19 protein-coding genes are annotated in these 18,828 nt (G+C 57.6%); 11 read left to right on the top strand and 8 right to left on the bottom strand.

The window, feature by feature from the left end; all coding sequences use genetic code 11:
• The first annotated feature begins 104 nt into the window (after nt 1-104).
• The 3 genes from BQ5361_RS01530 (at nt 105) to BQ5361_RS01520 (ending at nt 3,825) form a co-directional block, all read left to right on the top strand.
• Nucleotides 105-1,847: a DUF4954 family protein gene (locus BQ5361_RS01530; RefSeq protein WP_035473027.1), complete on the top strand. Its 1,743-nt coding sequence runs from the start codon at nt 105-107 to the stop codon at nt 1,845-1,847.
• A 62-nt stretch (nt 1,848-1,909) separates the two neighbouring features.
• Nucleotides 1,910-3,286 (top strand): glycoside hydrolase family 2 protein, encoded by a 1,377-nt coding sequence (locus BQ5361_RS01525; RefSeq protein ID WP_071424886.1) that lies wholly within the window; start codon nt 1,910-1,912, stop codon nt 3,284-3,286.
• A gap of 65 nt (nt 3,287-3,351) precedes the next feature.
• Nucleotides 3,352-3,825 (top strand): 23S rRNA (pseudouridine(1915)-N(3))-methyltransferase RlmH, encoded by a 474-nt coding sequence (locus BQ5361_RS01520; RefSeq protein ID WP_022064180.1) that lies wholly within the window; start codon nt 3,352-3,354, stop codon nt 3,823-3,825.
• A 294-nt stretch (nt 3,826-4,119) separates the two neighbouring features.
• On the opposite strand, the gene BQ5361_RS01515 is transcribed toward BQ5361_RS01520, so the two are convergent.
• Nucleotides 4,120-5,124 carry a DUF898 family protein gene (locus BQ5361_RS01515; protein ID WP_161940413.1) on the bottom strand — a complete coding sequence of 335 codons (1,005 nt, stop codon included), beginning with the start codon at nt 5,122-5,124 and terminating at the stop codon, nt 4,120-4,122.
• Between the two features lie 272 nt (nt 5,125-5,396).
• Between BQ5361_RS01515 and lysS the strand changes: the two genes are divergently transcribed.
• Both lysS and tpiA read left to right on the top strand, forming a co-directional pair.
• Nucleotides 5,397-7,118, top strand: a complete 1,722-nt coding sequence (gene lysS, locus BQ5361_RS01510; protein ID WP_071424885.1) for a lysine--tRNA ligase — start codon at nt 5,397-5,399, stop codon at nt 7,116-7,118.
• A gap of 65 nt (nt 7,119-7,183) precedes the next feature.
• Nucleotides 7,184-7,936: a triose-phosphate isomerase gene (tpiA, locus tag BQ5361_RS01505; protein WP_035472785.1), complete on the top strand. Its 753-nt coding sequence runs from the start codon at nt 7,184-7,186 to the stop codon at nt 7,934-7,936.
• Between the two features lie 203 nt (nt 7,937-8,139).
• Here tpiA and BQ5361_RS01500 read toward each other — a convergent pair whose 3' ends face one another.
• Entirely contained in the window at nt 8,140-8,715 is a 576-nt protein-coding gene (locus BQ5361_RS01500) for a superoxide dismutase (protein ID WP_035472787.1), read from the bottom strand.
• A 281-nt stretch (nt 8,716-8,996) separates the two neighbouring features.
• Here BQ5361_RS01500 and BQ5361_RS01495 point away from each other — a divergent pair, with 281 nt between their 5' ends.
• The 4 genes from BQ5361_RS01495 (at nt 8,997) to BQ5361_RS01480 (ending at nt 11,610) form a co-directional block, all read left to right on the top strand.
• Complete coding sequence (locus BQ5361_RS01495) at nt 8,997-9,506, top strand: RNA polymerase sigma factor (protein WP_022064186.1); 510 nt, start codon at nt 8,997-8,999, stop codon at nt 9,504-9,506.
• Nucleotides 9,493-10,089 carry a hypothetical protein gene (locus BQ5361_RS01490; RefSeq protein WP_022064187.1) on the top strand — a complete coding sequence of 199 codons (597 nt, stop codon included), beginning with the start codon at nt 9,493-9,495 and terminating at the stop codon, nt 10,087-10,089. Before BQ5361_RS01495 ends, BQ5361_RS01490 begins: the two co-directional genes overlap by 14 nt.
• A 143-nt stretch (nt 10,090-10,232) precedes the next feature.
• On the top strand, nt 10,233-11,099 hold the full coding sequence (locus tag BQ5361_RS01485; protein ID WP_035472791.1) for an outer membrane beta-barrel protein: 867 nt from the start codon (nt 10,233-10,235) through the stop codon (nt 11,097-11,099).
• 37 nt (nt 11,100-11,136) lie between these two features.
• Nucleotides 11,137-11,610 (top strand): DUF4252 domain-containing protein, encoded by a 474-nt coding sequence (locus BQ5361_RS01480; RefSeq protein WP_035472792.1) that lies wholly within the window; start codon nt 11,137-11,139, stop codon nt 11,608-11,610.
• A 168-nt stretch (nt 11,611-11,778) separates the two neighbouring features.
• On the opposite strand, the gene ribH is transcribed toward BQ5361_RS01480, so the two are convergent.
• A complete protein-coding gene (gene ribH, locus BQ5361_RS01475; RefSeq protein ID WP_022064190.1) occupies nt 11,779-12,300 on the bottom strand; it encodes a 6,7-dimethyl-8-ribityllumazine synthase in 522 nt (173 codons plus the stop codon).
• A gap of 129 nt (nt 12,301-12,429) precedes the next feature.
• Complete coding sequence (locus BQ5361_RS01470; protein ID WP_052131028.1) at nt 12,430-13,152, bottom strand: tetratricopeptide repeat protein; 723 nt, start codon at nt 13,150-13,152, stop codon at nt 12,430-12,432.
• Between the two features lie 243 nt (nt 13,153-13,395).
• Here BQ5361_RS01470 and recF point away from each other — a divergent pair, with 243 nt between their 5' ends.
• Both recF and BQ5361_RS01460 read left to right on the top strand, forming a co-directional pair.
• A complete protein-coding gene (gene recF / locus BQ5361_RS01465) occupies nt 13,396-14,508 on the top strand; it encodes a DNA replication/repair protein RecF (RefSeq protein WP_022064192.1) in 1,113 nt (370 codons plus the stop codon).
• Entirely contained in the window at nt 14,505-14,798 is a 294-nt protein-coding gene (locus BQ5361_RS01460) for a DciA family protein (protein ID WP_022064193.1), read from the top strand. Before recF ends, BQ5361_RS01460 begins: the two co-directional genes overlap by 4 nt.
• Nucleotides 14,799-15,058: 260 nt before the next feature.
• On the opposite strand, the gene BQ5361_RS01455 is transcribed toward BQ5361_RS01460, so the two are convergent.
• The 4 genes from BQ5361_RS01455 to BQ5361_RS01435 form a co-directional block, all read right to left on the bottom strand.
• Nucleotides 15,059-15,505 carry a hypothetical protein gene (locus BQ5361_RS01455; protein WP_035472796.1) on the bottom strand — a complete coding sequence of 149 codons (447 nt, stop codon included), beginning with the start codon at nt 15,503-15,505 and terminating at the stop codon, nt 15,059-15,061.
• Nucleotides 15,506-15,962: 457 nt separating this feature from the next.
• The gene (locus BQ5361_RS01445; protein ID WP_257587908.1) at nt 15,963-16,973 is read right to left on the bottom strand and encodes a cation diffusion facilitator family transporter; all 1,011 of its coding nucleotides are present in this window, start codon (nt 16,971-16,973) and stop codon (nt 15,963-15,965) included.
• 146 nt (nt 16,974-17,119) lie between these two features.
• Nucleotides 17,120-17,701 (bottom strand): LemA family protein, encoded by a 582-nt coding sequence (locus BQ5361_RS01440; protein WP_022062911.1) that lies wholly within the window; start codon nt 17,699-17,701, stop codon nt 17,120-17,122.
• Between the two features lie 63 nt (nt 17,702-17,764).
• Nucleotides 17,765-18,664 carry a TPM domain-containing protein gene (locus BQ5361_RS01435; RefSeq protein ID WP_035472801.1) on the bottom strand — a complete coding sequence of 300 codons (900 nt, stop codon included), beginning with the start codon at nt 18,662-18,664 and terminating at the stop codon, nt 17,765-17,767.
• Nucleotides 18,665-18,828 lie beyond the last annotated feature (164 nt).

Genomic DNA, 18,828 nt, shown 5'->3' with positions numbered 1-18,828 from the left:
GTACCGCACCGACGACACGATTGCCTTGTCCGTTCCGTACAAATCGAATATCTTTGTCAGTGTGCGGACGCGTGTTCCGCATCACGCATTAACCGGCCATGCTTATGGAAGATTACAGGAAACTGACCGCCGATGAGCGCGGCAGACTGCAGGCACAGGGCTGCACGGCAGAGGATTGGGATTCGATAGAGGTAACGACGGACTTCACGCCCGACACGGTACGCGGCTGCGGTTTCCGCGGAACGGTTCGCATCGGCACGGGCGTCCGTCTGCGCAACGTCGGGCGCCTGTCGGGATGCGACATCGGCGCAGGCGCTACGGTGGAAGACACTTCGGCGGTGGAGGCCACGGGGCGCAGCAGCTTCGGCAGCGGCATTCCCGCAGCGGCGGTGAACGAAGCCGGCGGCCGGGAGATTCCGCTCTTCACGGGGCTCACTTCGCAACTCGCCTACATCATCGCCATGTACCGCCACCGGCCGGCCACCGTCGAGCGGCTGCTCGGCATGGCGGAACGGGAGTTCACTCTCCCCGCGGCAGCGTCGCTCTGCACGGTAGGGCCCGGCACCCGTATCTCCTCGTGCGGCATACTGCGAAACGTAGCCATCGGGCCGGATGCCGTCGTGGAAGGGGCATCGTTCCTCAGCAACGGGACGGTCGCCTCCCATCCGGGGCAACGGACCTACATAGGCCCCGGCGTGAAGATGCGCGACTTCATCGTGTGCGGCAACAGCATCATCGACAACGGGACGGTCGCCGAGCGCTGTTTCTTCGGGAATGCCACCCGTGCCTCGGCCCTCACGGCGACCGATTCGCTCTTCTTCGCCGGAAGCCACTGCGACAACGGCGAAGCATGCAGCGTACTGGCCGGCCCCTACACCATATCGCACCACAAATCGACGCTTCTCATAGCGGGCATGTTCTCCTTCTTCAATGCCGGGAGCGGAACGAACCAGAGCAACCACCTGCTCAAGTCGGGCCCCGTCCACCAGGGCATCCACCAGCGGGGCTGCAAATACGGGAGCGACGCCTACATGATGCTCCCGGCGCTCGACGGCGCCTTCACCACGGTGATAGGACGCCACAAATCGCATCCCGACACGGAATGTTTCCCCTTTTCGCTGCTCATCGAGCAGGAGGGATACTCCTGGCTGCTGCCCGGCAGCAACCTCGCCACCGCCGGCGCGGCCCGCGACCTGGCCAAATGGCCGCAGCGCGACCGGCGCGACCGGTATGCGGGCGACCTCATCAACTTCGAGGAGTGCAACCCCTACATCGCCGAACGCATCACCGCCGCCATCGCCGCCTGCGAAGAACTGCTCGGCAGGGAGACGGGCGACGTCTGCACCTACCGCAGGCTCCGCATCCGGACGGGCATGCTCCGCCGGGGACTGCGACTCTACCGCCTCGCCCAGGAGAAGTACCTCGGTGCGATGCTGGCTGCCGGGAAAGCGCCTGATGCAGACGGAACCGGCCGATGGGCCGATGCAGGAGGCATGTACATCCCGCTGCGGGTAATGGAAGGCATTCTCGACCGCATCGACTCCGAAGAACTTGCCTCGACGGCGGAGGTGTGCGGCGCGCTGAAGAAGGCCCACGAACGGTACGGTGAATACGCCGCAGGGTGGGCGTTCCACCGATTGGAGGAGCTGCTCGGTCACCGTCCGACAGCCGTTGACATCGAAGCCGCCATCGAAGCGGGTACGGCCGCAGCAGCAAAACTCGCCGCCATGGCGGCAGACGACATGCGCTCCGAACAGGAGGCCTCCATGGCCATAGGATACGGCATCGACGCGCCGGATGACGAGGGACGCATGGCGGATTTCCGGGCAGTGCGGGGAATCCGATGAACAGCAAAGCCGCCTACCTGTGCATGACACAAACCGGATACGGAACCAGATTGACAGCGAGAATGAAACCACTTTACAGATACCTCTTCGCGGCAATGCTCCCGGCAGCCGCCCTCTCCCCGATGTACGCTTCCTCCCCCGCCGACACGACGGCGGTGACAGCGAAAGCCCCGCTGCCCCTCCCCGCCACCGGATACGAGGGACGGCTTCTGCGCAGCGAATTCATGAGCTACACCATCCGACAGAACGCCGCGAACGACGACCGGGAGGCCGAATGGAACTATCTCCCGGTAGAGAACTTCACCCAAAGCCGTACCGCCGACGGAAACATCGTCTATACGGCAACGGTGGAACTGCCGGAGTTCTGGGCCGACCGCATCATCATGCTGCACTGCGAAGGGGGGCGCAACAGCCACCGCGTCTCGGTCAACGGCACGGCGGTCGGCTCTGCCCGCGACAGCGGCACCCCCTCGGAGTTCGAGCTGCCGAATGCCGTAGCGGGCCGCACGAACACGCTCCGCATCGAACTGACCGCCGACACGGACGAACCCGAATCGGGACTCCGCCGGCAGCGGGCCGACCTCACCTCGTGTTTCCTCTATTCCCAGCCGCGCACCCGCATCTGGGATTATGACGTGTCCACCGTCCTGACCGGCAGTGACGGCGAACTGACCGCCCGCGTCGTCGTCGAGAACCGTTACCCTTCTGAAGAGACCTTTTCACTCTGTTTCGATGTCTTCTCGCCCGAAGGACGGGTGGAAGAGTACGGCACGAAACGCGTAACGCTCCCGGCCGGAGACCGCGACACAGTCACGCTGCGGGCCACGATATACGGAGCGGGGAAAAAGCTGTGGAGCGCCGAGAAGCCCGCCCTCTACCGACTCACCCTCTTCGTCCGCAAGGGAGACCGCATCCTCGAATACGTTCCCGTAAACGTGGGCTTCGGCACCGTCTCCCATGCCGAAGGGAGAGTCTATCGCAACGGGAAACCCGTCGAACTGCGCCCGGCACGCTGCAACGCGACGACGCCCGCAGCGCTGCGACGCGAGATAGCCGCCCTGAAAAAAGAGGGCTTCAACACGCTTTGGCCCGACACTCCGCAGCCCTGGTGGTTTTACGATATCTGCGACCGTACCGGCATGTACGTGATAGACCAGGCCAACATCAACACCTCCTACGAGACGGGGAACCGGCGCATCGGAGGATGCCTGAGCAACGACCCGGCATGGCTGCCCGAATACATGGAGCGGACGCAGGCGATGTTCCGCCGCTCCCACACCCATCCGTGCATCGTCGCATGGTCGCTCGGCGGGCAGAGCGGCAACGGATTCAACCTCTACCGCACCTATCTGTGGCTGCGAACCGCCGACCCGAACCGGCCGATACTGTACGACGGAGCCGGCGGAGAATGGAACAACGACCTGCCCCTCACCCGCTGACCGGCACAAACCCCGGCCGAGCGCCCCCAACAGCGCTGCGGCATCGGAGACAACAACAGACACCCATGGGAATAGACCTCATACTCGTAGGCAAAACCGACTCGGCGGAGATAGCCGCCCTCATGGCGGACTATTCGAAACGCATCAGCCGATACGCCAGATTCTCCGTCGTTTTTCTTCCCGACGTCCGCAACGCCGGGAAACTGCCCGTACAGATACAGAAACAGGCCGAAGGAGAGATGATACTCCGACAGACAGCGCCGGGCGACTACGTCGTACTGCTCGACGAAAAGGGAACGGAGATGCGCTCGGTGGAGTTCGCCGCGTGGCTCGGAGGAAAACTCACCGGCAGTGCCCGACGGATATGTTTCATCGTGGGAGGCCCCTACGGTTTCTCCGGCGAAGTCTATGCCAGGGCCGATGCCATGCTTTCGCTTTCGCGCATGACCTTCTCCCACCAACTCGTACGCACCCTCTTCACCGAACAGCTCTACCGCGCCTTCTCCATCCTGCACCATGCCCCTTACCATCACGAATGAGGAGACAAAGGCGGCAAACATAAAAAAACAAGGAGGGAATCTTCGCGATTGCCTCCTGTTTTTTTGGGGATAACACCCAAAACTACTAACCCAAACTTAAATAAATGAAGAAACCTTTACGGATTGTCTTCGGTATGGAAACGCGGATAATCCGAATTTATTATCCGCTTTTCGGCTTTTTCAAGGCCGTCGCACCGAAGAAATCGACATTTATATTTAAACAAATTATGTGCCAACTTCCCTTCTGCCGATACAAATCCATGATGACTGTCAGCCGGACCGCCGACAGGAGCGTCACAAGGTACATTCCGGCATAGGCTCCCTGCCGCGCTCCTCCTGCACCTCGACATAGGAACGTCCCACGAGAAGCGAGGCCACACGGGCGTATGCCCACGGGAAATAGAGTCCGAGCGTCACGACCGTCAGCAACAGTTGTCCGAGGACGAACAGGTAGTTGCGGCCGGGCTGCATGGTGAATCCGAACCGGTCTTCAACCTCTTCCCGTCCGAGCACCAGCCGCCCCACATAATACCGCCACACCCGAAGCAGGGCCATGGGATAATAGAGGCCCAGCGTGACCAACACAAGCAGAGCCTGTCCAAAAACGAAACATCCGGCCCGCCAGCCGCACACCGTCGAGAGCAACCGTTTGCCGCCGTAAGTGAAATCAACGAACCATTTCACGGCCACCGCCCTGTACACACAGACGAAGGCCAGCAGCAAAATATAGAGGAACCAGCAAAGCACATACATCCCCTCCGTCCCGGCCGAAGCCCGCATCATCACGACCGGCACCAGCGAGTACACGACAAAAGCCGGAGCCACGCAAAGAAGCACCGCATAACTGAACAGGGCCGAAGCGCTTCCACGGAACTCCAGCGCATGGAAACGGAACGAAGTCCCCTCGGCGAAATAACGCACCACATCCCGGATGAACCAGGGCAGGTAGACACCCAGCGTCACCGTACCGAGCAGGATACCCTTCGTACAGAGTGCCGCATAACGCCGGGGCGGGTAGTCGGCCTCGAACCGCTCGCCGGAGAGCGCCATGCCGCCCGCCGTAGCCCGCACGAAAAAGTAGAGGGCGAAACAGCAGGCCGCCTGCATCACGACAACAAACAGCAGGCAGCACATCGCAAAGGCCGCGAACGACCAATCCAGCAACGGTTCGGGCGACGCATACCGCTCCGCAAAACGGAGGAAAAGCAGCGTTCCGCCGACAGCCGCCGCCCACGCCGCCAAAAAAGGGAGAAACAGCGATTTTCCCTTCAGGTCAATACAGAAATAACTCCTCATCATCAACAGAATCATTAAATCATATCCGGCTTCCTGCCGGAAACGAACGGAACCGTCCGCTTCGGCCCGGTTATCCCAGAACCCCGCCGACAGACGGCATCCGTACTGCAATATAGGGAAAACGTTCCGAAAAGCGCCGTCTTTCCCCGCGTTTTATCCGTAGCGGGACAAAAAATTTGCCATATAACGCCCGATACGCCAGTCAAATTGCGTAATGCGGGAAATTCTTCCTAATTTTGTGTTTTGGAGAAACACCCGGAAAATTATTAACAGCCATGTCATATAACGAACTCAGCGAACAGGAACAACTGCGCCGCAATTCGCTGGCGGCACTGCGGGAGCTCGGTATCGAGCCCTATCCCGCCGCAGAATATCCCGTCACGGCCACGGCTGCGGAAATAGCCGCAGACTTCGACCCGGAGAAAGGCAACTTCCAGCAGGTCAGCATCGCAGGCCGCATCATGGGGCGCCGCATCATGGGCAGTGCCTCCTTCTTCGAACTACAGGACCACACGGGCCGCATACAGGTGTACATCCGCCGCGACGATATCTGTCCCGAAGGTGACCCGACCCTCTACAATACCGTATTCAAAAAACTGCTCGACATCGGCGACTTCGTCGGCGTGAAGGGCTTCGCTTTCATCACCCAGACGGGTGAACTCTCGGTACACTGCCGCGAACTCACCGTATTGGGCAAATCCATCCGTCCGCTGCCGGTGGTCAAGGAGAAGGACGGCAAGGTATACGATGCCTTCACCGACCCCGACACGCGTTACCGTCAGCGCTATGTGGACCTTGTGGTGAACCCGCAGGTACGGGAAGTATTCGCCAAGCGGGCCAAAATCATCGCCACCATGCGCCGTTTCTTCGACGAACGCGGCTACCTGGAGGTAGAGACCCCCATTCTGCAGCCCATACCGGGCGGCGCTGCGGCACGTCCCTTCATCACGCACCACAATACGCTCGATACGGACCTCTACCTGCGCATCGCCAACGAACTCTACCTCAAGAGGCTCATCGTGGGGGGCTTCAACGGTGTCTATGAATTCGCCAAGGATTTCCGCAACGAGGGAATGGACCGCACCCACAACCCCGAATTCACGGTGATGGAGATATACGTCACCTACAAGGATTACCTCTGGATGATGGACTTCACCGAGGAGATGGTCGAACAGGTGGCACTCGCCGTAAACGGCACCACGGAACTCGAAATATGGGGGCAGCAGGTCAGCTTCCGCCGCCCTTTCCGCAGAATAACGATGACGGATGCCATCCGCGAGAAGACCGGTTTCGACATTACCGGCAAAAGCGAGGAGGAGCTGCGCGAAGCGTGCCGCCGGTTGCATGTGGAAACGGACGAGACAATGGGCAAGGGAAAGCTGATAGACGCCCTCTTCGGCGAATACTGCGAACGCGACCTCATTCAGCCCACTTTCGTCATGGACTACCCCATCGAGATGTCGCCGCTGGTGAAACGCCACCGCAACAATCCCGACCTGACGGAACGGTTCGAACTCTTCGTGGCCGGCAAGGAGCTCTGCAACGCCTACTCCGAACTCAACGACCCGATAGACCAGCTCGACCGCTTCCAGGAGCAGCTCCGGCTGAGCGAGAAGGGCGACGACGAGGCGATGTTCATCGACATGGACTTTGTCCGCGCCCTCGAATACGGCATGCCCCCCACCTCGGGTATGGGCATGGGCATCGACCGCCTGACGATGTTCATGACCAACCAGCCCTCCATTCAGGACGTCCTGCTCTTTCCGCAAATGAAACCCGAAAAGGGCGTCGTCCGAGACAATCCGGAGAAGTATGTCGAAAAAGGCATTCCGGAGGAGTGGGTGCCGGTACTGCACAAAATGGGATTCCTGACCGTCGATTCGCTGAAGAAACTCTCGGCAGGGAAACTGTTCAACGACCTGTGCGGATTCAACAAGAAGAACAAGCTGGGGCTGAAGAACCCCACGGCGGAAGAGGTGAAAGGGTGGGTGGAATAGCAGCCGCCCCGGCACCGCAGACTCCTGAAACTTCAAACCGTATCACAAACCAAAAACTTGGGATAATGAGAAAAAAAATCGTTGCGGGCAACTGGAAAATGAATACCCTGCCCGCAGAGGGAGTGGAACTGGCCAAGGCCGTCGCAGCCAGGCGCCACGAAACGGACAGCAGCGTGGAACTCATCGTCTGTCCGCCGTTCACCCACCTCAGCGAGGTGGTGAAGGCTACGCGCGGCAAAGGCGTAGCGGTCGGTGCGCAGAACTGTGCCGCCGAGGAGAAGGGAGCCTACACGGGCGAAGTATCGGCCGCCATGCTGGCCGCACTCGGCGTGGAGTACGTCATCCTCGGCCACTCGGAAAGGCGCGAATACTACGGTGAAACGAGTGCCACGCTCAACCGGAAACTCGCCATGGCATACACCAACAACCTCATTCCGATATACTGCGTGGGCGAAAAGCTCGAAGAACGCGAAGCGGGCCGGCACTTCGACATCGTCGGGGCACAGCTCCGGGAGGTGGTCTATAACCTGACACCCGAACAGTTCACCTCGCTCGTCGTAGCCTACGAACCCGTATGGGCGATAGGTACCGGCAAAACGGCTACATCGGAACAGGCTGAAGAGATGCACGCCCACATCCGTCGGACGCTGGCCGAAAAATTCGGCGCTGCCGCCGACGCCACCCCGATACTCTACGGCGGCTCGTGCAAACCCTCCAACGCCCAGGAACTCTTCGCAAAACCCGATGTGGACGGCGGTCTCATCGGCGGAGCGGCCCTCGAAGCGGATTCGTTCATCCGAATAGGCCAATCGTTCTAAAGCCCCGGGCGAACTGCGAATGACAGAAAAGGCAGGAGAAATTCTCCTGCCTTTTCGTCGTCTCCGTTTCCGGACCGTAGAGACACACGATGTCCCCGACAGCAGACAACCCTCTCCTCTCGCCACAACGACACGACACATGCAAAAAGGGGGCAGCGCACAAACGGCGTTCCCCTCTTTTATGTTTATGTTATGCCACAGCCCTAAAACCGCTCTCCGACCTTTTTCCAGTCGATGACATGCCAGGTGGCTTTGACCGAATCGGCCCGGCGATTGCGATAGTCGATATAGTAGGCATGTTCCCATACGTCCATCACCATGAGCGGTGTCCGGCCGTTTCTTATCGGATTACCGGCATTGGATTCATTCACGATATCGAGCGCACCCGACGCGTCCTTCACCAGCCATGTCCAACCCGACCCGAACAGTCCGGTAGCCTTCTTCTCGAATTCGGCCTTGAAACTATCGAAAGAACCGTATTTCTTCTCCAACGCATCCAGCAGCTTTCCCTCCGGTTTCTCCTGCGGCTTCGGCGAGAAGGTATTGAAGTAAAAGGTGTGGTTCCACACCTGCGCGCCGTTGTTGAAAATCGGCCCTTCAGCCCGACGAATAATCTCCTCCAGCGATACATCCTCATACTCCGTACCGGGGATGAGCTTGTTGAGGTTATCCACGTAAGCCTGCAGATGCTTTCCGTAATGGTATTCTATCGTCTCCCTGCTGATATGGGGCTCCAACGCATCTTTCGCGTAGGGCAGTTCCGGCATTTTATGTGTCATAACGTTATTGATATTAAGTGTAACATGTTTTTTTCTGTTTATGTCAGATACGGCAAAATCCATACCATCCGCAACGGTTTTCCCGCAGGCAGGCCGGAATCGCAGCGAAAAAGCAACCATTTACCAATCAATAATTTCAATGACCGGATAAAATCTGCCTATACCGTCGTTTCCTGTCCGAAATTCGCAAGAAAAGACCGTTTTTTCCGGAGACGGTGTTATATTCGTCCCCGTCCGACGTCTTTGATATAGACGCAAGGAAAAGGCCTCGACCGGAGTTTATGGACCAAGCAGAGTTCGCTGCACGCCTCATACCACTGAAAGACAAGATATTCCGTTTCGCACGGGCTATCCTGTCGGACGTATCCGAGGCCGAAGATGTCACGCAGGACGTTTTCGAAAAGCTATGGAAAAGCCGCGGTTCGCTGGACGGCTGTACGAATCTGGAGGCTTTCGTCATGGTCAGCGTCCGCAACCTCTGTTACGACAGACTCCGCAGCCGGCGGACGAAACAAGAGAAACTCGGCATGCTCCGCAACGAAACGGACAACGCGGCACAGGAATGGGCGACAGACCATCTCGACACGCACGAACTGCTCCGCAGGGCAATGGAAACGCTGCCGGAAAAACAGCGCACCATCATGCATCTGCGCGACATAGAGAACTACGATATCGACCGCATCGCAGAGATAGTGGGCATGGAAGGGCCAACCGTCCGGGTACTGTTGTCAAGGGCCCGCAAGAGGGTCAGAGAGAGATTCAAAGCAATAATGGATTATGGCATCGGATAAAGAGATAAGACGATTGCTCGCCCTCTACTTCGACGGAGCGACAACCGACGCACAGGAACAGGAGCTGCGGGAATTCTTCGCCCGCGACACGGTACCGGCCGACCTGGCATACGCGAAGGCCATGTTCGGCGCCTTCGCGACAACGGCCGCAGATACCTGCAGCTTCACGGATGCCTTGCTCTCCGAACGTCTCCTCCGGCGGACAGAAGGTGAAGCCGAATGCCATCCCCGGCAAGGCCGGCGTGTCCGTCTTGCCGCGCTCCTCACGACCGTCGCAGCAGCCGTCGCCGTCCTCTGTACACTCTACCTCTCCGACCGCAGAGAAAATACGGAAATCTACTGCTACCTCAACGGCGAGCCTGTCACCGACATAGACATCGCTCTCCGCCAGGTCAATATGGCGGAAAGATTGCTGAAAGCCGGGGTACACTCCACAGCGACAGGGGCGGATGCAATCAGAGAAGCGGGCCGGTCGCTGGACGCCCTCCGAACGGCAAGGAACATCATGGAACATGTGAAAAAGGCCGCGGAAGAGGTCGACAGCCAGGAACAACCCGCGGGTCCTGCACCCCGGAGGGAGTGACAGACTACACATCCCTGCGGCCGTACGCAACCTCTTCCCGTCATACGACGGCAGCTTTCCCGACAGATACGACAACACAGCAATCCCGGACACATACGGGGTCATATAAAGGTAACTATAAATTATAAACAATATATATTCCCATGAAAAGGTTTGCTTTTTTACTCGCCGTACTGGTATCTGCGGTCATGGATATCGAAACGGCAGAGGCCCAGCACACGGTTACCGGCGACAGGAGACAAGTAGTGATAACGAATCCCGACGGAGAACGGGTCGTCGATATACGACAGCCCGACGACGGACGCATCGTGGTGCGGGTGGCGTCGGTCGAAATAGTCATGAATGACAACGGCCGGGAACGTACCGCAGGCGCTCCCGTTCCGCCGAAACGACGGGCTGCGGCATTCGGCGACTCAGACTTCCAATCCTTCTTCGAGCTGGGCATCAACACACTGCCACGGCCGGACTACACGCTGTACGGTACGCTGCCCGACGGGCTGTATGACTTCATGGACCTGAACAACGCCAAATCGCTTCAGTTCGCCTTCTCGCTCAGCGATGTGACGCTCTACCTCAACGCCTCCCGAAACCTCTCCCTCACGGCGGCACTCCAGCTCGTCTTCAACGAATACGTCTTCTCCCAGAACGTAAGGCTCACGAAACAGAACGGCATGCTCGTACCCGAAGCCATTGCTCCGAGTTACAAAAAATCCAAACTAAGCACCTCCTCGCTTCAGGTACCGGTCGTATTCACTATCGGCCGTTCCGACATGTTCCACCTGTCGCTGGGCGTTTACGGCGGGGTGTGCATAGGCAGCCATACGAAGATAAAGTTTCCGAAGGAGAAGGCTTACGGCATGTACATGAATCCATTTTATGCGGGTATCACCGCCCGGGCGGGTTTCCACGGCTTCTACATCTACTGCAACTACGGAGTGACAGACCTGTTCAAATACGGCAAGGGACCGGCCGTATCGCCCATGACCATCGGGCTCGGATTCGGTTTCTGACGCTGCATCAACTCCCCTTACCAAAAAGGACGATACCATGAAAAAGTTATTGATACTGACGGCCCTCTGCTGCTGCCCACTGCTCTCCTACGGACAGACGGACGGCTTCATGAAGCTGTATGAGAAATATTCGGGCTGCGAAGGATATACCACGGTAGAGATGGCGGGCGAAATGTTTCGGGCCATCAATGACGCCGACGGCACCGATTCCGGAGCGCCCGGACTGAATAACGTAAACCGAATGATTATCATCGTGGCGGAGACCGGCAACAAGGTATTCGCCGAGGAGGTCAAAGCGGTGCTCCAAAGCGGGGAATACGCAACGGTCAGTGCCGTACATGACGGCAGCCAAAGCGTAGAGTTTTTCATCCGGCAGGAGGAGGGGCATACGACGGAAGTGGTGATGAACGTTTACGACGGAACGGAACACATCGTCATGCTGCTCGACGGCTATGACCTCAACATCAGCCAGATTTCCCGCATCACGGGCCCTGGCATCTCCATACCCTGACCGGACGGCCGGCCTGAGGCAACTGGCCGGGCGGCCAGACAGGTTCCGCAGCGGCGGTCGCAAGAAAATATCCCGCCGTATCGGGATACGAGCGGTTTCCCGGTGGGACAGATAAGGGGACGCGTATCAACGCGTCCCCTTATCTGTCCCACCGGCTGCCAATATCCGTCAGTTCACATTGCGGGGATTCATACTCGCCTCCGCAGAGAGTTCGAACTCGCGCTGCAACCTTACCATTTTGACAGCAGCCACCGCGGCCTCGTCTCCCTTGTTGCCCAACCGACCGCCGGCCCGGTCAAGCGCCTGCTGCTGGTCGAGGGTGGTCAATACGCCGAACGCCACCGGCATATCCCACTCCAGCATGACATCGCTGATACCCTTCGTCGCTCCGAGGCAGACGTAATCGAAGTGCGGCGTCTCGCCCTTTACCACGCAGCCGAGCGCAATCACGCCGTCCACATCGGTATGTTCCGCAAAGAAACGCGCTCCCATGGGGAGTTCAAACGTGCCCGGCACGTATCGTACGATGATGTTCTCGTCGCTGCATCCGCATTCGCGCAGCGTCCTCACGGCTCCGTCCCGCAGTGCGTTGGTTACTTCCGGATTCCACTCCGAAACGACAATGCCGAATTTCATATCGGCCGCAGAAGGGAGCGGTGCCTCAAAATGTGAAAGGTTTTTGGTCGCCATAGTTCAAATCGTATTGTTTTCAGTCCGCATATCGCCGCAGGTCTCGTCTCCGTATCCAGCACGCGAATGCAAACAGGCTGCCGCTTGCGCCGTACAGCCTGTTCATTTTGTCTTCCACCACGGAAGCTGCTATCGGGCCTGTTCGAACTCCCCGATAAGTTTGTCGATATCTCTCGCCTCAAGGCTCGAAGCGTACTCCGTCTTGATGCGTTCGCAGACATTCACAGCCTCCTCCATCCTGCCGAGTTCGGCATATACGAAGGCAAGTTTGCGGAGATAATAAGGAGTGGAGAGCACATTGTCGGCAGCATCCGCAGCCTGGGCATACAGCACCTCGGCCTTGGCGTAATCGCCGCGTTCGACGCAGATGTCGCCCTTGAGTCCAAAGTTCTGCGCGTTGATTATCACGCCAGGCGCTCCTTTTACCTTCTTGTATTTGTTGAGGTACTCCATTGCCGCATCGAAATCGCCGAGCTTCATGTAGCACACGCCGGCATAGTGGGCCGCGAGACGTCCCGGACGGGTGGCGCCGTACTGTGAAACGACGTCGAGAAAACCTGCATTGCTGCCGTCGCCCTCGAGTGCGGCCGTATAGTCCTCTGCTGCGAAAAGCTGTTCGGCAACGAACATCATCTCGGCGGCCTTGACGGCACGGGGCCTCTTCACGAGGTATTCGTAAGCGAAATAGCCGCCCACGACAATCACCACTACGAGCAGTCCCGTAAGCAGCTGCTTGGTATATTTCTGGAAAAACAGTTCGGTCTTATCGAGAGCGGTCTCGATTTTCTGTTCCGGGTCTACATGTTCCCCTTTCCTGGGTTTAGAATTAGCGTTCGTGGATTTAGTGGCCATAAATAAAACAAGTTAATTACCGGTGCCCCGTCCCCTGCGGAAGGGCCGCCGCAAGTCAAACTGCTTGGTGTTCCCAATTCAAACGACAAAAATACACCTTTTTACGAAAAAACATGACGGCGGCTGCAATAAATTTTCCCGGCAGCGCCCTTTTCCGGCGCCGTACCGGAACACGCATTTCATAAATCCCGCGGGAATCGCTACCTTTGAGGGAAAGTTGCACATAACGCATCCCGTCCGCACATGTATATCCGCAAACTGTCGCTGCTGAACTTCAAAAACATAGCACAGGCCGACCTCGAACTCGCTCCGGGCATCAACTGCTTCACGGGACGCAATGGGGCCGGCAAGACCAACGTGATAGACGCCGTATGGTATCTGGCGATGTGCAAAAGTTCGCTTGCCATGACCGACGGGCAGAGCGTGCGCCACGGCGAAGAGTTCTTTCTGCTCAACGGGGAGTATCTGTCGGACGGCGGCCGCCACGAAACGGTGACCTGCTCGTTCAAGCGCAACGGCGGCAAGACGCTCAAACGCAACGGCAAGGAGTACGAACGGCTCTCCGAACACATCGGTGCGGTTCCCACGGTCATCGTATCTCCGGCCGACATCTTTCTCGTCAGCGACGCCGCTGACGAACGGCGCAAATGGCTCAACTCGTTCATTTCGCAAAACGACCGGGAATACCTCAACGCACTCATCCGTTACAACCATGCGCTCGCCGAACGGAACCGGTTGCTCAAGCAGCTCCGCTCCGCCGCACAGGGCGACCTGCTCGAAGTATTCGACATGCAGTTGGAGGCGCACGGCAGGGTAATACATGCCAAAAGAGCGGAAACGATAGAGAAACTCGGTCCAATCGTCGCACGGCATTACCGCGCCATATCGGGTGACCGCGAAAAAGTGGAGCTCTCCTACCGCTCCGAGCTGAACGGCGCCACGTTCGGCGAGGTGCTGGCGGCGGCACGCGACAGGGACATCGCGAACCAGTTCACTACAAGCGGTGTCCACCGCGACGACATGGTCATGCGCATCGGCGGATATCCGTTGAAGAAATACGGTTCGCAGGGGCAGCAGAAATCATTCCTGATAGCACTGAAACTGGCGCAGCACGCCATCATCGCGGAAGAGACCGGCGAACGCCCCATCCTGCTTCTCGACGATTTATTCGACAAGCTGGACGCTTCGCGTCTCGAAGCGCTCATCACCCTCGTCGGAGACGGAAGTTTCGGACAGACCGTCATCTCCGACTGCAACCATACGCGGCTGACCTCCATACTCGACAACTGCGGAGCACGTTATACGCTTTTCACCGTGGAGGAGGGCGAGATAACCGAGGAGAGGAGGGAAGCATGAGGCGGAGCAGACCGATGAGCATAGGCGAACTTTGGTCGGGATTCGTCGAGGAGAACCCGACGAGGATGCGACGGCTTGCCGAGGCGCGGATACCCGACCTGTGGCCGGAAGTCGTCGGCCCCGGCGCCGCGTCGCTTACGCGGTCGCTGACCATGCGCAACGGCGTACTCTACGTGGCCCTTACCTCTTCCGTGGCACGCCACGACATCTTCATGCGGCGTACCGAACTCCGTCATCGGCTGAACGAGCTGCTCGGCATGAACGTCGTCTCCAACATCATCGCCAAGTAATCCGCCCGCGCGGCCCGTACAGCCTTGCATCGTTCATGGCATAGGAAACTGGAAAGTTGACAGGAGAGAAGAAGACGATGATTTCCGGAATCGGTCTTGTATGTTTTGCATAATCCCAATCCGACCGGCGTTGAATGGCAGGCACAAACCGGAACTCTTCCATACCCACACGATGATAGTTAAATATACAGAAAATTATCATAAAAACAAAGCGGAGCGACAAAATATCGCTCCGCCTGTCATATAAAAGTCTGAAAATATTATTCTATCGGTTCTCCGTCCTTGAAATAATCGTCGGTAAAGACATATTCGTAATGGAGGACGGTATCGCTTGCCGACGTGAGCGTATAGGTCTTCTCTCTCAACAAGTTGTTTGTTGCTCCCCGTTCAAAAACTTTTACCTTTTCGTTTTCAACCAGCAAATACACTCTGGATGTATTTAGCCAGCCGAAAGGTTCTACGAAAGTCTTACCACTAAATACTATTGTGTTTTCTTCTCCGGGCAATATCGTAAGCGTTTTGTACAAATCCTCCGGATTGACGATTTCATCATCCGGCACACGGCCGTAATAGCATTCAATCGTAATCGTCGAAGCCGTCTGATTGATATAAGTATAGTGCGTATAATGTGTATAATCCGGATGACAAGAAATAATGCCTAATGCAGTCAGGCATCCGACAATCGTAAAGAATATTCTTTTTTTCATACGTATATGTGTTCAGGTTAATGGTTTCTCCTGTCTTTTATTGTTAGACGCAAAGCGTTGCCGTTTCGTTGCATCGCCGTTGCGAAATCTTCCAAAATATCTTCCAATTATAAAGATAGGAAAAACTCCGACACCTTCCTGCCTGCGTCGGTAAAACTTGCCGTAACTTCTGTCCTTTATACAATTTTACGGCGCTCGGGCACAGCCGGCCCCCTGAGTATATGTGAAGATAGGGCACTGCGATGCCGGGCACCATTCATTCCTACCGGATGTCCTTTCGGCTGCACTGTTTCGTTCGTCCATCGACATTCACCTACCCGAAAAGCTCATAATCACCAAAAGGGAAGACAAAGGAAAATACCCCGCAGCAATCATGCAGGACGAGCTGTTCGGCATAGGAATCGAATAAGCAGCGGGCTGCACCTGAACAGGTGCAGCCCGCTGCTTATGATACCGGTTACCGACAGGAATGGCACTCTCCCGCCGAGCAGGCATTACCGCCGGGATACTCGAATTCGAGCGTAGAATGCGTGATACCCATTTCGGCCAAATCGTGTTTCACAGCCGCCTTCACCCGGCCCTCTTCTTCGGCCGAATCTATCACCACATGCGCGGTCAGCGCATTCTCAGTCGTACTCAATGCCCATATATGAATGTGGTGAATGTCGTGTACGGCCGGCTCCGCTTCCATGATTCGGCGGCGCAGCTCCTCGGGAGCAACGACTCCGGACGGCACCCCATCGAGCGAAAGCCGCAGGCTGTCGAACAGCAGATGCGTCGTGGAAACGAGTATGACGGCAGCTATCACGAGCCCTATTATCGGGTCGATGACATACCAGCCGGTCGCGCTTATCACGATACCCGATACCACCACACCGAGTGAAACAAGGGCATCGGCCGCCATGTGCAGGAAAGCTCCCTTGACATTCAGGTCGCGCTTACGGTCTTTCATGAAAAGCCATGCAGTAAAGGCATTTATCACGATGCCGACGCCGGCCACCCACGCAATGGCACCCCCTTCGACGGGATGCGGTTCGCGCAGTTTGCCGATACTCTCCCAGACGATGACACCGACCGCGACGAGCAGGATGCAGGCATTCAGCAGCGAAACGAGCACCGTACTCTTCTTGTATCCGTACGTATATTTCGAATTGGGTTTTACCCGTGCCAGTTTGAAGGCCAGCAGTACCAATACGAGGCTGACCACATCGCTCAGGTTATGACCTGCATCGGAAATCAGCGATACGGAGTTCAGAAAAAAACCGGCAGCGAGCTCGACGACGACATACGCCACATTCAGTACAATACCGACCAAGAACGCCCTGTTCAGATGGTCGAGCGGCTCCGCATGGGCATGGCTGTGGGCATGTCCTCCATGCGCAGGGCCGTGCCGTTTTCCGGAGGCCGGTTCGCCGGTCTCCGCCGCAGGGCCGCGAACCTTTCCGCCTCCTCTATTCATTTCGTCCATCTCTTTTTCATCCATTCGTTTCCGTCCGGACAGCCGGCTGCCGTTCCGGTGAAAAAAGGTTCCGGCCGGGACATCGAAGACATCGGGCACGGCCGACCGGCCGCACCCGACAAGTCCTCCCTTTCGTCCCGAGGCCGACGGCCGTACTAAAACTCCACTACCGGAGCCGTCGCACTGCCTTCAGCCGCTTCGAAATAGGGATACTGTCCGAATCCGAACAGTCCCGCTATGATATTGGTCGGGAAGCGGCGTACCCGTGTATTGTAAGCCCGCGCCGCCTCGTTGAAATTGCGGCGTTCGGTAGCGATACGGTTCTCCGTCCCTTCGAGCTGTGCCTGCAGCTCGGAGAAATTCTGGTTGGCCTTCAGGTCGGGATAGTTCTCCTGTATCATCAGCAGGCGGCCGAGTGCAGCGGTCAGTTCGCCCTGCGCGGCCTGGTATTTCTCGATGGCCTCCGGCGTCAGATTGTCGGCATCTATGGTCGTCTGCGTGGCACGCGCACGGGCAGCCACCACACCCTCAAGGGTTTCGGACTCATGCGACGCATACCCCTTGACCGTATTCACAAGATTGGGTATCAGGTCACTGCGCCGCTGATACTGGTTCTCCACCTGCGACCATGCAGTCTTCACTCCCTCCTCCTGCTTCACGAGCGAGTTATACCCCGTTGCGAACCAGATGACCAGTACGGCCACGATGGCTATCGCGATTATCCATCCTTTCTTCATTGTTTTCCGAATTTTAATTGATGTCTTATGTTCTGTAAATCCAAGTTTATCCTATGTTCCCGGTCAGAAACTTCCGCGGGCACCGCCGCCGCCGAAACTGCCGCCGCCGAAACCTCCTCCGAATCCGCCGCCGTGACCGCCCATACCGCCCAGCATACCGCCGAGACCTCCGCCTATTATCATACCGCCCGTGCCGCCTCCGCCGCTGTGGTCGCTGCTCCGCCGCTTCACCACATAACCGCAGTTGCGGCAGACGTAGGTGGTCTCCTCCACCACCTCATTCCTCGTCCGGGAGATGACCTCGGTACCGACACGCTTCAGCGTCCGCTTGTGACAGCGCGGACAACGTCCGGCGAACACGAGGGCGATAATGATAACAAGAAGCGGCACGCCGAAGAAAAAGAAGAGCATGCCAATCGCCCCGCCGTCGTCCTCGGAGAGTTCCGCAGGCGGCCGGCCGTTGAGCACGCCGGCGATGGCGGCGACTCCCTCCGTCATCCCGCGGTCCCAGTCGCGCTCCCGGAAGGCCGGCAGCATATAATTATTGATTATCCTCTTCAACAGGGCATCCGGCAGGTCGCCTTCGAGACCGTATCCGGTCTGTATCTCTATCGCTCCCTGGTCGACGACGAGCAGAATGCCGAGCCCGTCATCCGCCTCCTTGCGCCCCACTCCCCAGCGCGTAACGAGCTGCTGCAGAAAGTCGAAGGGTACTTCATCCCCGATGGAGTTCACGGCCACGACAACGACCTGGGCCCTGCCGCTCTCCTTCAGCGAATAGAGCATGGTGTCGATGCGGTAAACCGCCGACTGCGACAGCAGCCCGTCGGGGTTGCTGACGAAGCGGGTTCGGTCGGCCGCCTGCACATTGGGAATATCCTCCACGCGATAGGCTCGCGAACTACCGAAGAGGGTATTCGCAGCACAAAAGGCGAACAATAGGATGACAAACAATTTCCGCATATCAGAAGCGATTACGCAACATACGATGCAAATGTATAATTTTTACTCAAAACAGCCGCCTCGGCCGACGAATATCGGGCCTAAAAACACGGGGTTCCCCTCTTTCCTTCAAAATTCCTGCCGGACGGCAGTCCTCCATGGGACCGTACAGGAGCAGGCACCGC

The sequence above is a fragment of the Tidjanibacter massiliensis genome (genome assembly GCF_900104605.1).
Classification (GTDB): Bacteria; Bacteroidota; Bacteroidia; order Bacteroidales; family Rikenellaceae; genus Tidjanibacter; species Tidjanibacter inops.
This window is presented reverse-complemented; position numbering and strand designations above follow the sequence as displayed.

Coding starts and splice junctions, on each gene's coding strand:
- BQ5361_RS01480 (WP_035472792.1), top strand. CDS start 11,137: ATGAAAAAGTTATTGATACTGACGGCCCTCTGCTGCTGCCCACTGCTC.
- BQ5361_RS01520 (WP_022064180.1), top strand. CDS start 3,352: ATGGGAATAGACCTCATACTCGTAGGCAAAACCGACTCGGCGGAGATA.
- recF (WP_022064192.1), top strand. CDS start 13,396: ATGTATATCCGCAAACTGTCGCTGCTGAACTTCAAAAACATAGCACAG.
- tpiA (WP_035472785.1), top strand. CDS start 7,184: ATGAGAAAAAAAATCGTTGCGGGCAACTGGAAAATGAATACCCTGCCC.
- ribH (WP_022064190.1), bottom strand. CDS start 12,300: ATGGCGACCAAAAACCTTTCACATTTTGAGGCACCGCTCCCTTCTGCG.
- BQ5361_RS01490 (WP_022064187.1), top strand. CDS start 9,493: ATGGCATCGGATAAAGAGATAAGACGATTGCTCGCCCTCTACTTCGAC.
- BQ5361_RS01530 (WP_035473027.1), top strand. CDS start 105: ATGGAAGATTACAGGAAACTGACCGCCGATGAGCGCGGCAGACTGCAG.
- BQ5361_RS01495 (WP_022064186.1), top strand. CDS start 8,997: ATGGACCAAGCAGAGTTCGCTGCACGCCTCATACCACTGAAAGACAAG.
- BQ5361_RS01435 (WP_035472801.1), bottom strand. CDS start 18,664: ATGCGGAAATTGTTTGTCATCCTATTGTTCGCCTTTTGTGCTGCGAAT.
- BQ5361_RS01525 (WP_071424886.1), top strand. CDS start 1,910: ATGAAACCACTTTACAGATACCTCTTCGCGGCAATGCTCCCGGCAGCC.
- BQ5361_RS01470 (WP_052131028.1), bottom strand. CDS start 13,152: ATGGCCACTAAATCCACGAACGCTAATTCTAAACCCAGGAAAGGGGAA.
- BQ5361_RS01485 (WP_035472791.1), top strand. CDS start 10,233: ATGAAAAGGTTTGCTTTTTTACTCGCCGTACTGGTATCTGCGGTCATG.
- BQ5361_RS01440 (WP_022062911.1), bottom strand. CDS start 17,701: ATGAAGAAAGGATGGATAATCGCGATAGCCATCGTGGCCGTACTGGTC.
- BQ5361_RS01460 (WP_022064193.1), top strand. CDS start 14,505: ATGAGGCGGAGCAGACCGATGAGCATAGGCGAACTTTGGTCGGGATTC.
- lysS (WP_071424885.1), top strand. CDS start 5,397: ATGTCATATAACGAACTCAGCGAACAGGAACAACTGCGCCGCAATTCG.
- BQ5361_RS01445 (WP_257587908.1), bottom strand. CDS start 16,973: ATGGACGAAATGAATAGAGGAGGCGGAAAGGTTCGCGGCCCTGCGGCG.
- BQ5361_RS01500 (WP_035472787.1), bottom strand. CDS start 8,715: ATGACACATAAAATGCCGGAACTGCCCTACGCGAAAGATGCGTTGGAG.
- BQ5361_RS01455 (WP_035472796.1), bottom strand. CDS start 15,505: ATGAAAAAAAGAATATTCTTTACGATTGTCGGATGCCTGACTGCATTA.
- BQ5361_RS01515 (WP_161940413.1), bottom strand. CDS start 5,124: ATGATGAGGAGTTATTTCTGTATTGACCTGAAGGGAAAATCGCTGTTT.